The organism is Sporosarcina sp. Y838, from assembly GCF_056786515.1.
In genome coordinates this window covers 135,561-152,096 of the sequence record NZ_JBXCJD010000007.1, presented here as the reverse complement: position 1 = coordinate 152,096, position 16,536 = coordinate 135,561, and the positions used below count along the sequence as shown (strand labels likewise).

Genomic DNA, 16,536 nt, shown 5'->3' with positions numbered 1-16,536 from the left:
CATCATTCAAAATATGATTAGGTTAAGACGTTTTGGACAAAACCACTTCGTCGACTATTATGACAAACTAAAAAAGCAACCCTATAACAAATGTCATAAGGTCGCTTCCATCGCATGTGTAAACAAGCTGTTGAAGACTATCTTCTTTCTCGTTACACACAATATGAACTATGAATACAGGTTAGCCGCCAACTCATAGTCACATCAATATTTTAGCATACGTACACGCCTAGTGAAAAAAATTTAAACTCACTAGGTTTATTTAGTATACGCAAAAAAGCTTATATCGTTAGATTTCTACTCGCCCCAGTTATCATAAATAATATGCGTAAATAAAGTTCGAAAACCACTTGACTGAACGTAAGAAAAGAGCTCCCTAAGGAGCCCCTGTTGTTGAACTAAAGCACCACGTTAGCTTAAGAACAATCTTTCACAAACTCTATATTTATTTAAACACAAATATTCAACAAACCTTCACTTCCTTTTAGGATAACATCCGTATATTGATTAAGAAAGCCTACTTAATTAATGGATCCCATTTCACAAAAACTCCGTTTAGATACAAATCTAAACGGAGAGACCGATGATACTTTCCTATATCGTAATGTAAAATTTTTCTTTAGATCCATGATGGTAAATCAATTCAATAAATCTTTATTTTGCTGTCGAACACAAATAATAATCGGTAAACTAATACAAATAACCAGCAAAAGAATTCCTGCATATATTTCAATCATTGGTATTTTTGTCCATTGATACAATTCATTTTTGAGATAAAACGCATCTTTAAGCACTCGGTTAGCGATAAAAATAAATACAAAGCCAACTGGAATGATTTTCATTAGTAATGACAAATAATGTTGACTGGTTTGAGAGAGGAATAAGAGAATTCCGCTATAAGCCATACCAATCAAATATACTAACAATATAACGTTCACTATCCATTGTGCAAATGTCCATTGATAAAAAGATAGTAATAAAGGTTCTTCATTATCGATAAAAAATGAATTCAACCCATTCGAGAAATATTGTGTGAAATCAGTAAAATACAACAAACTTCCAAAAAATCCTACGACACAAGTAATCAACAGAAAACTAGCAGTCATGCCACTAAGAAATTGTGTCCAAAGAATTTTCCGCCCATGACGACTACTCCATTGAATTTTTTGTAACCCTAACAAGCGGTCTCTAACAAAAGCAGAAGGGATCAATAAAGACGATAGAAAAATAAATAGGATAAGAATACTTTCAAAATAACTAGCAACTGTTGAAGATAAATAACTGGGCAAAATATTCCGCCAAGATTCTTCCATAAATAAAGTTTCTGAAAGCCTTTCTCTTTCTTTTTCCGAATAAAACTCATCATTGAGAAAAATATATGATGAATCAAATTGTTTCATAGAATTATATAAGTTTTGTAAGACATCGATTTTATCCACCATTGAATGACCAGTATCATCTATCAAGTCTTGCTGAATCACATCGATTTTTTTTACGATTTCTTTCTCTTCTTCATTCATCTCATTAATTGCTACACCGGGAATGTTTTCTCGATACCATGATTCAAACTCAGTATAACTTCCAAGTTGAAGTTGTTTAGCGATAGCGTTTTCCGAGACAATCTTGTCTGCTTGTTTGACCAAGGTAATATACTCTTCTTCAATTTCTGCTATATCTTCCTCCTCGAGCGTTTGTCCGAATCGATTTTGCCACTCAGAAGCTTTATCATAAACAGAAATCATACCGCCATTCGGCCAGAATTTATGGATAAAATTCAAATCTTGATTGTAGATAACAATCGTTATTAAGAGTGCTACGAGAAGCAAAATCGGTTGCAATAACTTTTTAAACTCAACAGTAAACACTTTATTTTACCTCCTTTGTTACATAGTATTTACTTGTTAAAATTCCGCCAACGCCTAAGAAAAGAATGTTGACGACTACTGCAATGGATTCTTGCCACGGAATTGTTGCATAAGGTCCCATTTCCGTAAACCAATAGCCTTGTATTTTCCACAGTGAAATTGGATGCCACATCAATAGAGAATGCATATTCCACCAACCGAATTGATTAATGATTTGTTCCAGTCCGAGTAAGACAACATAAATAACAACGAATACAATAAATCCTCGAAATAAATGATCCGTCCATAAGCCTACAAGAAAATTAAATCCATGACAGAGGATGATTAATAAGCCGCCTAATACAATGGACAGAATCGTATAGGTTAACAATGTCATTGGTTGCCAAAGCATAAAGGGTATTTCCAACAATTGAGGAAAATAAACGTTTACGTGAAATTGTGTCGACATACTCGTTTGCCATAATGCTCCAATAGGATGCATATGATTAAAAATGCCAAACGTTAACATGACCATCGTTACATAAAAAAGAAATGTGAGCATTAAACTCGCTACATATTTACTCACTTGTGTTTTACGTCCTGTTTTTGAGGTCATCACGAGGACATCTGTTTTTGTTAAACGCTCAGAAGTACTTCCATACAAACCTAGCAATAAAGCAAATATTAAACTTTCTCCTAAAATCACACGAAATAATCGATTTCTTATAAAGGTAAAGAAGCTCATTGTTTCTCCCCCTGCTCCCACTTCCAATGCAGCTTGTTCTTCTGCTAATTCATGTACAACGGGAGTCAATTTTTCGTATTTTCTCTTCATTTTTTCAGCAACTGAACCTTGAATTTGAAAAAAGTCAATCATCTCTTGACCCAAGGCTTCTGTTGAGTAATGTTGAAAAACATTCTCTAGTTCAGCAGTTTCTGTCAGTAATCGCTGTCGTTTCTTACTAGCAGATTCATTGGAAAGCTTTTCACGGAATTCAGATGTAATAAAAGTTCCTGTTTTTACTTCTGTTTCCTGAATATAATTTAAATAAGATTGATCCAATCCCACTGTGGCAATATAGATTATATTTAACAATAAACTTGCGACAAAAAATAAGATAATCATTGGCTGTTCAAATAGTTTACGAATTTCAAAGGGGATAATTCGTAAAGGCATCTGTAACCACCTCGTCTCGATAAATGTACAGAAATGCGTCTTCTAAACTTGGGCGTACTTCCACTCCTTCCTTTGGGATAAATGGACTTGCAATTCTCAGCAAATGACCTTCATCGCTTTCTCGCTGACTTAATAGCAATTGCTCTTGAGATAATTGATAAGTAGCAGGAACTTCAAAAATTTTCCCTTGTACCGATTGGGTAATTTGAGAGGGTGTTTCGCAACAGTACAAGTGATGATTTTTAATCATAATGATTTGTTTTGCAATCGTCTCAACATCCGAAACGATGTGTGTAGATAAAATGACAATTCTGTCTTGAGCAAGACGATGGATCAAATTACGAAAACGAACCCGTTCTTTTGGATCTAGGCCTGCTGTTGGCTCATCTAAAATAAGTAACTTCGGATTATTTAACATCGCTTGAGCAATTCCTACCCGTTGGATCATCCCTCCCGAAAAACGTTTCATTTTCTTGTTTTTCACATCAGAAAGTGCAACAAGTTCTAAAAGCTCATCAATCTTTTCTTTCGCTTCTTTCTTATTCATTTTTTGTAACGCTGCAATATATAATAAAAATCTTGTCGGAGTATAATTGCCATAATAACCAAATTCTTGTGGCAAATAGCCTAATACTCCACGATAGTCCGCTCCAAGCTCTTTAATTGCTTGTCCATTCCATAATATTTCACCAGAAGTTGGGAATAAAAGTGTTGTAATCATTTTTAATAGTGTCGTTTTTCCTGCACCATTTGGAGACAATAATCCATAAACACCATTTTCAAAAGTCAAAGAAATATCCTTCAAAATTGGATTGGACTGAAATTTCTTACTCACATGATTAAGCACTAACATAGGTAATCGTTCCTTCCTTTTTCATAAAGTAGTTGTGACGCAATAAATAGAAAAATAAAAGTACTAATACAAAAACAAGCAATGTGACAATTGAAAGTGGTAGATACAGCAGAAGCTGAGCAATCCAGTCTTGTTTCCAAACGAATAGAACGCCCACAGCACCCCATATAATTGGCGTCACCCAATGACTGCAACGCATCGGTATTTTATATTCTAAAAGGAGTTGAATATTCGCAAATAAAAACAAGGAAGAAAACGACAGACTAAACAATCTCATTAACGAAAGTTCTTGACCAAGCAATTCCCAAATAAGGACATTACTCCCCACAGAAACAACCAAAGAAATCCCGCTAAACGCCAACATACGCAAAATGAGTAGTTCCTTTAAAGAAACTCGTAGTGTCATTTTTAGTTCGAAGGTTCCCAACAGTCTTTCTTTCCAAATCCCAAGAAAATACAAGAGTGCATAGCAAAGAGGCGATGCCATAAAAACAGTAAAATAAATTTCACTATGGTCCTTCTCAAGTAAACGATTTAAATCAGGAAAACACAGGATCCCTACGCCTATCAACAAAAGGCCAACAATAAATAAAATATCTCCGATTCCCCAAAAAAGATAACGGAAACCAACTTCTTGAAAATAAGAACGAATAAATTCTCTAAACGTTACTGGTTGAAGATTGACTTCTTTTAAAATAAAAGCAATGCTATTTTCTTTTTCATCCTGTGTGAAAGGGATATTCCTTCTCTCTCTATTCATGTTCACGAAACTCCTCTCTAATTTTTTTAATCAACCGATAGTACTGGGCTTTGATTCGCTCTTCTTTTTGAGCAAGCAATGAAGCAATCTCTGGAAATGATAATTCCCCATAGACGCGTAACCGGAAGATTTCCTGAATTTCCGGACGAAAACTTGCAACATATTGATTAATCGCCCCTAATAGTTCCTTCTGGTACAAACTTTCATCAAAATCTTTTTCTTCTCCCCACGCTACATCGTGCAATTCTAACCAAGTCATCTTCACTTTGCGTCGTGCATCAATGACTTTATAGGTTCCAATACGGAAGAGCCACGTCCGGAATGAAGATTTGCGATCATCGTAAGAACCCAATCCTTTTAGCACAGCGATAAAAACTTCCTGTGTTAAATCAAGAGCGTCATTTCCATTACCAACTTGACGATAAAGATAAAAATACAGGTCATCATAATAACGTCGAATCAATTCATCTGCAGCTTGATTCGAGCCTTTTTTTAATATGTAACGGATTAAACGCTTGTCAGTTAACACTTTTCTACTCCTTTCGATTTCATCACCCTTATCTTCGAAATCCAACTTACAATCGTTGCACTATTTCACTTTATATTTTTAATCTATATCAAAGTCAGATTTATAGGGTTCATTGCAACAACTTGGGAAAACGGAATAGTATGGTCATACCTTAACGCTAAACTCTTTCTCCTCTATCCGTTAAATTGTACATTTCTTCTAATATTTCAGCCACCGTATTCAGAAGTCAGAAATTCGGTGTAATTTAATATAGGTGCCTCCAGTGGTTTACATCCATTCCAATGAATACATCTTCTAATGTTTTTATGTCTCGTCCTACTACTTAGGCATTCGGTAAGTAATCTTGAGTACCCTTCACATTTTGATAATCTATTTTCTTCGTTTTCTTTACCTCCAATTTTTTGTAAAATAAAAAACCGCACTTGATTTAAGTGTTGGACTTAATCAAATACGGTTTAATGATAAATAGCCTTCCAATTTACATTTTTTTAAATCGGATAGCAAGGCTACTTGATGTGATGATGTAGTTGTGAGAACAAAATAATTGCCTTTTTAAGTGAACGCATAAATACTCCAACTCTAATTTCATATTTTAATGTATTTTTCAATAAATTCTTCTTCAACTAAACTGCTTCGTTAGTACAATAAGCAAATAAACCTGGATTTTTAAAGATAAAGGACGTGAGGTATAGAAACCATGTACTTAGGCATCAACTGTTTCAATGTAAAATTGAGTTACTTCTGTTTTTTCAGTATTTGTTTTAGCTTCAAAATATAAAAATAATTCAGCCTCTTCCCTGTCTAATACTATAGGTACTTCTACCCCAAACCCACTCTCATCATTAAATTCATATACATCCATTTCTATTTCTGTGGATGGGAGTATAATTCTACCATTCAGTTCTAATATTTCTTTAATCAGTTCTTCAGTCTCATCGTTAAGTATTTGTTCTGCTTTCAATTTGTCATAACGAAGATAAATCAAATCCATGACAGAATCCTTAGCTAATTGTGCAATTCGTTCCTCTACTTTCATTGTTTTTCGCCTCCATTATAATTAAAAATAATGATATTGTTATTCAACTAACCTCCCCCTTTAGTTAAAGAAGGAATATTAGCATGCTCTATTCACATAGATTAATTTTAGTAATAGTAATAGTAATAGTAATAGTAATAAAATATTGAACGACTTAAATTGTTAAAACTGCTATAATCGAATACTTTTTAATAAATATCAATTAAAATTGGGAAGTGAAACATGGGCGCTATTAATGGAAAAGATTATATTAACCGATTAAATCTGCTAAATAATGAAATTTGGTTCGACGGTGAAAAAATTGAGGGGCTGCTCTCTGAACACCCTGCCTTTAAGGGACTTATTCAGTCAAAAGCGGCTCTTTATGATTTGCAACATGACCCAAAAATAAAAGATGAGATGACATTTATTTCCCCAGTATCAGGAGAAATTATTGGTCTTTCCTATTTGCAACCAAAAACGAAAGAGGACTTAATAAGAAGAAGGAAGATGACTGAACATTGGGCTAGGTATTCAGGGGGTATCATGGGAAGAAGCCCAGATTATTTGAACACAGTTTTAATGAGCTTTGCTTCTTCAGTATCCCTTTTAAAAAATAAGGATAAATGTTTTCCAAATAATCTACAAGCATTTTATGAATTGTCCAGGGAAAATGACCTGTCGTTTACACATACCTTTATTTCTCCACAAGTGAATCGTTCTCATATCTACTTTGAAAATACCGATGAGCCAATCGCCGCAAAAGTTATTGATAAAAATGAAGAAGGAAGTAACAGAAGTTCAATTATTGTCTTAAATGAATACATGTTTAATAATTCCTTTTTAGGATCAAAATACTACGCTCAATCTTTTTATACATTGAGCGTTCTGTTATTTTTGCAATGATTCCATGCTCTTTTAACCATATTTTAGCTTTCTTTAAATCCTCTAAATCAATATTAAATACACTATGTTTTTATGAAACGTGGTAAGGAAAAAATAGATCATCGAAATGATGGTCATGTTTAACTAAACCAGCTAATAGGATGTCAATATTTTTCTCTAAAATAATTATTAACCCTACGTTATACTATTTTGAGCATGCCAAACAGCCCTCCAAAAACCTTTTGGAAGGTTTTATCACTTATGATTAAAACTGTTAATTATGCTAGATCAAGGAAAGATTCTTTTCTGTTTAATAATGCATAAATCCAATGAAGTAGTTTATTAATACAGGCTACAATCGCTACTTTGGCTGGCTTTCCTTCTGACTTTTTCTTATCATAGAATTCTTTAAGCTTTTTGTTCCTTGAACTTCTTATTCCGCATAATACGGCTAGATATAAGGCGTGACTCAATCTGCTTGAACCTCTTTTGGTAATACGATTAGTTGTTGCAGTGAACTTTCCTGATGAGTAAACTCTGGGATCTACTCCTGCAAAGGCAACCAGTTTTTTGGGATGACTAAACCGATCAATTTCACCAATTTCGGAGATAATCGTTGCAGCGTTTTTTTCTCCTATTCCAGGAATCGATTGGACAATCTTGTAGTCTTCTAGTTCATTTGCCAAGGTCACAATCCGATTCTCTAAAATTGAAAGGTGTCCTTGGTACTGAAAAAGCATCTCAATATACATTTGAAGATTGATTAAGTGACTTTGATACACGACTTTTTGAAATGGATTTCGCGTTGCGGCATCCATTATTTTTTTTGCCTTGTCTATTGCCCATTGGACAGAACGACTAGGGCAGAACTCTGCAACACGCACGGCTATTTTACTTTCCCCAACTGATAAGACGGCTTCTGAAGTCGGAAATTCTTCTAACATCAATAATGAAACCTTTGAATATAGATCACCAAAAATCTTCCGATATTCAGTAAATACTTGTTCTAAAATAGTATGAAACTGAAGTTTTGCTTCTACATACATATTCGTAACGATCTCCTGTTGTCTTGAAAGATTTCGAAGGTCTAAAAGCTGAAGTCCTCTGTTTTTATGAGGTTCAAAATCTTCTTTGTAATAAAGCACACATAACTAATCCTTCTTGTAGTGTCATAGCTTCGCTCGTTATACGAGATCTACGTCCCAACCAGCCTCAAACATGTTTCTACAAGTAGGGGGTGGACAGTTTAGTTGACGGGATCACTGTCCCACGCACCCGTACGTCCTACCCTGGCTACTGATATATTAAATCCTATAAAAAAAGGTCAACCAGTAATAACTGGTTAACCTTATAATACGAAGTACCCGTTAGTGCAATAAGAAAAATACATCAATAGCTATTCTTATTCGTCCCAAAAATCATTATCTATTGCATTTTCTATCTCATCTAAGAAAAACTCATAAAAATTAGGCTTAGAAAGATAGATGGCAGATTCAAATGGACTCCAGTTCACAACCGGACATTCTCCATCTTGTAGATTATTTGTATCTAAACAATAACCATACTCATCACACCAATAGATCATGACAAACTCATTCGGCATTGAGGCAAACCGTTGTTTATAGGAATGAATCATTTCACAATTACTAAATTCAAAACCATTTCCTCCACCACCGTATTCATCTAAAAACCATTTATAACTTTCTGGAAGTGTCACCCCTAATAATTTTTCCGTTTTCTTAATTTCTTCATAATTTATGCTTCCAAAAAAATTCTTCCTCTGGTCATATTGATTAATAAGTTTATTTATTTTTAATTGATACAATTTTATTCAACCTTTCGCGATTCTTTAATACTAATACATTCATAATGTTCTTTATTTTATTTGTATTTTCTTTCTTAAACAAACCTGCCCCGTTAGTTGAACAAGAACAGAGCATTGTTCTTTATTCGTTCTTATTCATACGAATACCTCTTTAATTCGTAAAGCATCTTTAAGAGTCTTTATAAGGTACGATTGCATAAATAATTCATCACTTTTTTTATTTATTTCATTTTTATGGACATAATATTCTTAACGATTAATAAAAAGGATGTTGTTAATGGGCAGGAATAATACAAGAAAGCTTAGAAGGACTAATCAGTCTGATACATCCTCAACAATTATTATTCAATGTGTGGTCATATTAATCTTCGGTATAACCGTACCTCCTAAAATCAATTCGATTCAAGATGATTTGACTTATACATCTTTAGCTTTAGTCATCCTCGTTGCAATCAATATTAGCTTGTTTCGAAATATGGGACTACATAAAGCCTTTCAAAGTTCACGTCGAATCCAATACTGGAAATTAAAACAGAAAAGTGTCTTTGTTCTATACCTCTTTTTAATGGTCTTAATGATCGATAAAACATTTCCACATGTAATACTTTTATGCTGCTTAGTTTTCCTCTTGGGTTTACTTTACATTGTCATTCGAAAAGGATGGAATAGATTCAAAAATGTCAATTCCGTGTTTCCTCCTTCGGATGGTAATCACGAATCGTTATTTTAGTAAAAAGAACTCATGTGCAGCTAATCCACCACCACGCAAGTGAGCAAGAAGAAAACTTTACGCAATATTGCAGGCTATTATTCAGGTGTTTTAAAGGAACTGATTGATAAGTCTTTATTTGCTGATGCTTTTATGGATTATGATGTCCCAGTTGAGCTATTATGCATTTATTAAAATTGGACAAATTAAAAAGCCGACAATTAATGTCAGCCATCATAAGTAACAAGTGCTTTTTCAAGCTGATTTTTTCAAAGCTTTAAATGAACTGGCTACAAAAATGAGATTACAGCGTTTTATTCAACAGAGCGTATGTAACCGGAAGTAGGCTGATAAGAATTCCTTAGGTTACTGCAGAAATCAGAAGGCTCAAAGGTGAAATGCAGCCCTTTAGACGATCATTCTGTGGCACATCAAATCACCGTCCGCCTCCTTTATTTTTATGTTATGAAAAAAGCACCTCCGTAGAGATGCTTCTAGCAAACCTTTATTTAATGCTCGTATTGCCAAATCTTCGAATATCTCACCTTTTTCCTCATGTATACTGAATCTCATCATTCTAATTGACTGTGACCTGTAGACTCCATAGAGCCTCCCTGCAAGTTTCGTATCTTCCCCTACCTTTGATTTCAATAGTGATTTAAAGCGCTCGTAAAGCGTCTGTGACAGCTCTGGGCGATACGTATCATGTAATGATGGATTTTTGTCATTAGCTATTAAAGATTTAAAAGATAACGGTTCGTTTTCTGATTTATTCCCTTGATGGATTGGTGTATCTACCTCCCTCGCAACTACCCGAGTATTCATTTCCGACTGTTCACTTTTAGGTTTTACTGGAAGAATGACATAGATATTAGCTCCGAATCCCTTTAGAACTCTACGAATAAATTTAACTCGTTCAATGATGCCTAATTTTTCGAGTTTAACAATTGAACATCTAATAGTAGATATTGACTTATGCAATGCGCTTGCAATCGTTATATGCTTTAAATGTGCCGCTCCATGCTTTACATAATAACGTCTAACCATACCTAATACCGCTCTATCAGATGAATTCAGTTGATTCCAGTTGGAAGTGATATGTTGATTAGCCGCATTGTCCATTTCATGCTTGTCTTTAAAGCGTGCATAGTTTGATAGATAGATTGTCATATAGATTGCTCCCTTTTATTAAAGGAGCACCCACTTGTTTATAGGCGTAGTTAAACAAGCTTTGTCTAATCATATTTTTTTTGATATGATAGTAGGCAATACAAATGAGTGCTCTTTTTACTTATAGTTGAGTGCTTCATTCAGTTGTGAGAACTGAAACGGTTTTACATGAGCTTAGGGTGCGCTAACACCTATAGGCTCTTTTTTGTGTTTAAATATCCAAATTCGATAGTGGAGAATGCTTCTTATACTTCTGCATGATTTCCTTATCGGCAAAATCGAGGTAAATTTGTGACGTTATTTCCAAGCTGGCATGACCCAAAAGACTGGATAAAGTTGCCAAATCTCCACCATTCATTAGATAGCGCTTGGCGAAATTATTTCTTAGTAAATGCGGTGTTACCTGCAAACCCACATCTTTACTCCTCAATCAGAATGACCTCTCAACTCCCTCTATTTTGCGCCTGTTTCCATGAAGGGTTGGGAATACAAAATCGGTATCAGAATAGCGATCCTTGTAATCTAACCAAGATTTAAGATGCCTTCTAGTTTTATCTGAAAAATAGACAAAGCGTTGTTTGTTATTTTTTGTTTCTCTGAGTAAAATGGCGTTTGCTCGGAGATCAATATCTGACAGAACAATTCCAAGTAGCTCAGAAATTCGGCAACCAGTGTCAAAAATCACCCTAGCAATAATCCAATCACGATATTGATCAAACTTGGAAACATCGAATGCACGGAAGAACTGTTTCAATTCGTTATCTTCAAGCATGATTTTCGCTTTACGCTCTGGTTTCACGTTTCGAACTGTCTTCATTGGATTCTTACGAATAATACGCTCAGCTTCTAAATGACCATAAAAGGCTTTTATGTTCCGTGTGTAGTTCGCAATCGTTGTCTGTGTGACTGGTTTCCCAAAGTCTTGTCTACGCTCAGGATAGTTGACTGGCTTTAATGCTGAAGTGACTTCATACTTTCCTCGTTCCGCTAAACTTCTCATGTATGCTCGCAAATGTTCCGCAGTCACTTCCTTATGTGACAAAATTTTAAAAGTGTCATCCATATACCTAGCAAATAGTTTTAACGTCTGTTCATATGACTTCATTATTTTTGGAGATAACCCCTTTGCAGCACAATCCAGCATGTATCTATCTATTTCAATATCAAAATCAGACAAAAAAAAACGCCTCCTCATACGAATTAAATCTCCGTAAAGAATGCGTTTCTATATCCACATTACCTATTTAACTTAATTGCTTCATACCCATAGTTTGTCGGTGATAGTTCTGCAACTCTCACAATAAAACGCTTTCATACCAACAATCAGCTCGCCATATGTTCAAGTCGAATCTTATCGGCAATCATTGCGATGAACTCTGAATTAGTGGGTTTACTTTTCAAGTGGTGCACAGTATAACCAAACATTTTGGATATTACATCATAGTTACCGCGGTTCCAAGCTACTTCTATTGCGTGACGAATTGCCCGTTCGACCCGGGACGCAGTCGTATTGTACTTTTTAGCAATCTCTGGATATAGCACTTTTGTTACAGACCCTAGTAAATCCACGTCGGTGTACACCATTTGAATCGCCTCACGAATAAATGCATAGCCTTTAATATGAGCAGGCACACCAATTTCTTTGATAATTGCTGTAATTGTTGTATCCAAGACTTTTTGACTTACAGCTCCAGACGTAACTTCCCCAACGGATTGAGTTTGTGGAGCAATGGGTTTCCTCGTTCCTGCTACTTGGAAAATTTGGTTAGCTAGTCTATCAAACTCAAATGGTTTAAGCATAAAGTAGGAAGCGCCAAGACTTGCCGCTTGTGTCATTACATCTTCCTGGCCAAATGCGGTAAGCATGATAATATGCAAATCAGCAATTTTTGCATTGCCACTTAACGTTTCAAGCACTGCAATACCATCAAGATGTGGCATAATGATATCAAGTAATAGGACATCCGGCGTTTTTTCTTCTAACATTGTTAAGCATACTTTACCGTTATGTGCCGTCCAAATTACTTCTATTTCGGGGTGCCTTTCAAAATATGCCACCATCGTTTTCACAAGTTCCTTGTTATCGTCAGCAATCGCTACTTTCAGTTTATCCATCTCATTTCCCCCTTGTACTATTATGACGGCCTCGTTCCCTAAATATTAACAACTATATGTTAACTGCACAAGGGAATTTTCGACGAATAGTGAAACAAACCTCTATTTTTCAGTGTAAATGAACCTTCTGGCATATGCTTTCCCCATATTTCGACGCGTTTTTATGTTTTCTGAATTTTTGTCAAAAATTTTTACCCGACTGCTAAAAAAGGTCAACCAGAAACTGGTTGACCTTTTTTTACTTTTCACCAATTCTCATCTTTTCCAAAAAAAGAGCCGCTCCTTTTTTAGGGTCGTCGACAAACATATGCGTTACAGCACCTGCAAATTGGCCATTCTGAATAACAGGGCTTCCACTCATTCCCTGTAAGATTCCGCCAGTAGCTTTTAGTAATTTTTCATCTGTTAAAATGAAATGGAACTGATCTTTTTCAACTTCAGTAATGCTAATGGAAAATGACTCGACTGCTGTTCCTTTTATTGTCGTGTAAATTTCAGCCGGTCCTACTTCCACTTCACTGGAATGCATAATCTGTAGAGGTTTGGCCAACACTTCCTTATATGTGCTGTTCCACGATCCGAATATTCCGTATATCCCATTTATTCGAATCGAGCCTAACATATCTTTGTCATCTACAATCGTCGAGATCTTATAGCCCGGAATACCCGGTACACTTTTTTTAATCTGATCGATTTCCGAAAGATAAATCGATCCTGATTTAAAAGAAGGCGGTGTTTTCAAGGCACTATCAATAATCTGATGACCTAGAGCGCCGTATGTTCCATTGTTCTGGTCGACATAAGTCAGGGTTCCTGTTCCTTCCGTCCGATCTTTTAGGAATGGAAGGAGACGTTTTATCGCCTCGCCATCTGCTAGGATTTGGAGCTCATTACCACCTCGGATGACATGTAAAACGACTTCCTTCTTACTACGCATTGACGATGAGGATTTTTCGAATTCGCGTAAGGAACCAATTATTACACCTTCTATTTGTCCGATTAGATCACCTGCCTTCAACCAATTATCCTTCCTAATCATGACATCATTCGTGATATACACTCCAGACAAATCCATTTTAATACCGATTGATTGCCCCATGGGTATCAACGATTCGTCTTTTGCGAATGCCGCATCTGTCGTGAATGGCATGAAAAGAAAAAGCACAGACAACGAAACGGCTAACTTGAACTGTCTACTCCATCCCATATTTCACCTCCCTAATTAAGATACTGTTGGTATGGTCGTTCAGAGGAATCTTATGAAAGGGTAAATCAAGCAAAAATGAAAATCAACTTCCTTTTTGGGCCTACTAATAAGTAGTGCTGGGAAATTTAAAAAAATGACCAAGAAACACGCATAATGTATTATGCGTGTTTCTTGGTTATCTAAACGACTTTTTACGTTCGACAGCTAATTTTAACAACTCTTCTGCATGGCTCAATGTTAAAGTAGTTATTTCTGCGCCAGATAACATTCTGGACATTTCTTCCGTTCTATCCGATTCAATAACATTTTGGACTTCAGTTCTAGTTCTGTCACTTTTTACATCTTTTTTAATAAGGTAATGGTAATCAGCCATAGCGGCAACTTGTGGTAAATGTGAAATACAAAGTACTTGAGAATGGGTAGCAATCATGGCAATTTTCTCCGCAATCGCTTGAGCAACACGTCCACTTACACCTGTGTCTACTTCGTCAAAAATAAGTGAAGTTACTCCTTGATGTTTTGAAAAAATCGTTTTCAAAGCCAACATGATACGTGAAATTTCACCGCCAGAGGCAACCTTAACTAATGGTTTCAGTGGCTCACCCACATTCGTCGAAATAAGAAATGCCACATCGTCATATCCGTTTGAATCAAAAGTACCAGGCAATTTTCTTGTAATATCCACTTTGAAAGATGCTTTTCCCATATGTAGTTGTTGTAGCTGTTCCATAATCGCTTTTTCTAAATGATGGGAATAATTTAGGCGAATAATTGATAGTTCTTCCGCTTCAACTTCCAGGTCTTTCAATAGTTGATCAAGTTTTTCCTGTTCTGCCGCAAGTCGTTCATCCCTGCTTACTAAATTTTCTAGATCATCGGCTATTTTATCGCGATACAATAATATATCTTCAATCGTCTTACCATATTTTCTTTTAAGTGAGGTATGAAGGGCTAGACGCTCTTCAACTATTTCGAGTCTTGCAGGATCAAATTCCATATCATCAAGTATGTTTTTTAATTCATGTGACGTATCTTGCAGTGAATAGAAACTTGATGCAATTATTTCCGCATGGGGTTTCAATGTTTTATCTACTGAAGCTGCATCTTCGATATCACTCATAGCTGATCCAACCCAATCTAGTGCATGCGTGTCTCCGCTAATTGAAACGTATGCAGTATTCAGTCGCTCATATAGTCGAGTATAATTTTGAAGTTTTTGTTTCTCGGCTTCAAGTTTATCCTCTTCTCCAATTATGAGGGTTGCTGCATCAATTTCTTTTAATTGAAATGAATACAAATCAATACGCTGTGCAACTTGTTGTTCATTTTCGTCCGCCTTTTCAAGCTTCCGTTTCAGTTTTCGATAGCTTTCAAATATCTCAGAATAATTTACATAAGCAAGTTCGAATTCTTCTCCCGCAAAATGATCGAGTAAATGAATATGTCTTCTTTCATGCATCAATTCCTGATTTTCATGTTGCCCATGAATGTCAATCAATTGCGAACCTATTTCTCTCAAAATAGCAATGGTTACGAGTTTTCCATTGACACGGCAAACTGTTTTTCCGTTCGAATTGAGGTCACGCCGCAAAATAACAATGCCGTCTTGGACGTCAATGCCGAAATCAGCTAACTTACCGATAATTGGATGATCATTATCTTCAATTGTAAAAAGCCCTTCCAACTCAGCTTTTGTCGAACCATGGCGGATAAACTCCTGCGATCCTCTTCCACCCGCCAGCAGTTGCACAGCATCGATAATAATTGATTTCCCTGCACCTGTTTCCCCAGTCAATACAGTTAAACCATCGTTGAAAGTAACTTCTAGGTTTTCTATGATTGCGAAGTTTTTAATGGAGATTTCACTTAACAATTACCATCACCTCTTTCAAAGCATAGCCAGTAGTTTTTCCTTCACTTTTTCTGTCAGAGATTCATCCCGGCAAATTATTAAACATGTATCATCGCCACAAATCGTTCCCAGAATTTCATCCCAACTAAGATGGTCCATTAATGACCCGACAGCTTGGGCATTTCCAGGTAATGTTTTCAAAATGATAAAATGTCCTGCACTGTCAATGCTAACAAATGCATCTGTTAACATGCGGTGAAGTTTCTGTTCCGTGTTGTACTTATGTACGGCTGGCAGGCTGTATTTATAACTACCGTCGGATAAAGGAACTTTAATTAAATGCATTTCTTTTATATCACGCGAAACGGTCGCTTGTGTCACAGCCACTCCAGCAGCTTTTAAGCTGTCTACAAGCTGGTCTTGCGTTTCTATTTCAAAGTTCGAGATAATATCCCGAATGCGAATTTGTCTATGCCCTTTATTCATGCCAATCACTCCCATACCCAATAATTATATTCTAATTTGTACTGTAACACCGAAATTTTTAAGCAACAAGTATAGAGGAATGTCTCTTCGCTTCAGATAGGAAAAGTGC

Annotated in this window: 12 protein-coding genes and 4 pseudogenes; 2 read left to right on the top strand and 14 right to left on the bottom strand. The window is 35.8% G+C overall.

Features of this window, described 5'->3' with window-relative positions:
* Positions 1-199, top strand: a pseudogene (locus AC1TO4_RS12160) (IS110 family RNA-guided transposase); the annotation flags it as partial.
* A gap of 439 nt (positions 200-638) precedes the next feature.
* On the opposite strand, the gene AC1TO4_RS12155 reads toward AC1TO4_RS12160, so the two are convergent.
* From AC1TO4_RS12155 to AC1TO4_RS12130, 6 genes are all read right to left on the bottom strand, one after another.
* Positions 639-1,865 (bottom strand): hypothetical protein, encoded by a 1,227-nt coding sequence (locus tag AC1TO4_RS12155; protein ID WP_482105534.1) that lies wholly within the window; start codon positions 1,863-1,865, stop codon positions 639-641.
* A 1-nt stretch (position 1,866) separates the two neighbouring features.
* Entirely contained in the window at positions 1,867-3,021 is a 1,155-nt protein-coding gene (locus AC1TO4_RS12150; protein WP_482105533.1) for a hypothetical protein, read from the bottom strand.
* Positions 2,996-3,874 carry an ABC transporter ATP-binding protein gene (locus tag AC1TO4_RS12145; protein ID WP_482105532.1) on the bottom strand — a complete coding sequence of 293 codons (879 nt, stop codon included), beginning with the start codon at positions 3,872-3,874 and terminating at the stop codon, positions 2,996-2,998. The genes AC1TO4_RS12150 and AC1TO4_RS12145 overlap by 26 nt, the downstream gene beginning before the upstream one ends.
* The gene (locus tag AC1TO4_RS12140) at positions 3,861-4,634 is read right to left on the bottom strand and encodes a hypothetical protein (protein WP_482105531.1); all 774 of its coding nucleotides are present in this window, start codon (positions 4,632-4,634) and stop codon (positions 3,861-3,863) included. Before AC1TO4_RS12140 ends, AC1TO4_RS12145 begins: the two co-directional genes overlap by 14 nt.
* Entirely contained in the window at positions 4,627-5,163 is a 537-nt protein-coding gene (locus AC1TO4_RS12135; RefSeq protein WP_482105530.1) for an RNA polymerase sigma factor, read from the bottom strand. The genes AC1TO4_RS12140 and AC1TO4_RS12135 overlap by 8 nt, the downstream gene beginning before the upstream one ends.
* A gap of 703 nt (positions 5,164-5,866) precedes the next feature.
* Entirely contained in the window at positions 5,867-6,199 is a 333-nt protein-coding gene (locus tag AC1TO4_RS12130; protein ID WP_482105529.1) for a DUF7668 domain-containing protein, read from the bottom strand.
* A 222-nt stretch (positions 6,200-6,421) separates the two neighbouring features.
* Here AC1TO4_RS12130 and AC1TO4_RS12125 point away from each other — a divergent pair.
* A pseudogene (locus AC1TO4_RS12125) lies at positions 6,422-6,967 on the top strand (4-hydroxyphenylacetate 3-hydroxylase N-terminal domain-containing protein); the annotation flags it as partial.
* A gap of 374 nt (positions 6,968-7,341) precedes the next feature.
* Here the strand turns inward: AC1TO4_RS12125 and AC1TO4_RS12120 are convergent.
* The 8 genes and pseudogenes from AC1TO4_RS12120 to ahrC all read right to left on the bottom strand — a co-directional run.
* A pseudogene (locus AC1TO4_RS12120) lies at positions 7,342-8,214 on the bottom strand (IS110 family RNA-guided transposase); the annotation flags it as partial.
* Between the two features lie 251 nt (positions 8,215-8,465).
* Positions 8,466-8,888 (bottom strand): SMI1/KNR4 family protein, encoded by a 423-nt coding sequence (locus tag AC1TO4_RS12115; RefSeq protein WP_482105528.1) that lies wholly within the window; start codon positions 8,886-8,888, stop codon positions 8,466-8,468.
* A 1,117-nt stretch (positions 8,889-10,005) separates the two neighbouring features.
* Positions 10,006-10,767, bottom strand: coding sequence for a hypothetical protein (locus tag AC1TO4_RS12110; RefSeq protein WP_482105527.1), 762 nt, complete (start codon positions 10,765-10,767; stop codon positions 10,006-10,008).
* 211 nt (positions 10,768-10,978) lie between these two features.
* Positions 10,979-11,911, bottom strand: a pseudogene (locus AC1TO4_RS12105) (tyrosine-type recombinase/integrase).
* 179 nt (positions 11,912-12,090) lie between these two features.
* Positions 12,091-12,882 carry a sporulation transcription factor Spo0A gene (gene spo0A / locus AC1TO4_RS12100; protein ID WP_482103089.1) on the bottom strand — a complete coding sequence of 264 codons (792 nt, stop codon included), beginning with the start codon at positions 12,880-12,882 and terminating at the stop codon, positions 12,091-12,093.
* 238 nt (positions 12,883-13,120) lie between these two features.
* A complete protein-coding gene (locus AC1TO4_RS12095; protein ID WP_482105526.1) occupies positions 13,121-14,089 on the bottom strand; it encodes a SpoIVB peptidase S55 domain-containing protein in 969 nt (322 codons plus the stop codon).
* A 175-nt stretch (positions 14,090-14,264) separates the two neighbouring features.
* Positions 14,265-15,962 (bottom strand): DNA repair protein RecN, encoded by a 1,698-nt coding sequence (gene recN / locus AC1TO4_RS12090; protein ID WP_482105525.1) that lies wholly within the window; start codon positions 15,960-15,962, stop codon positions 14,265-14,267.
* A 15-nt stretch (positions 15,963-15,977) separates the two neighbouring features.
* Positions 15,978-16,427, bottom strand: coding sequence for a transcriptional regulator AhrC/ArgR (ahrC, locus tag AC1TO4_RS12085; protein ID WP_482103086.1), 450 nt, complete (start codon positions 16,425-16,427; stop codon positions 15,978-15,980).
* Between the last annotated feature and the right edge of the window lie 109 nt (positions 16,428-16,536).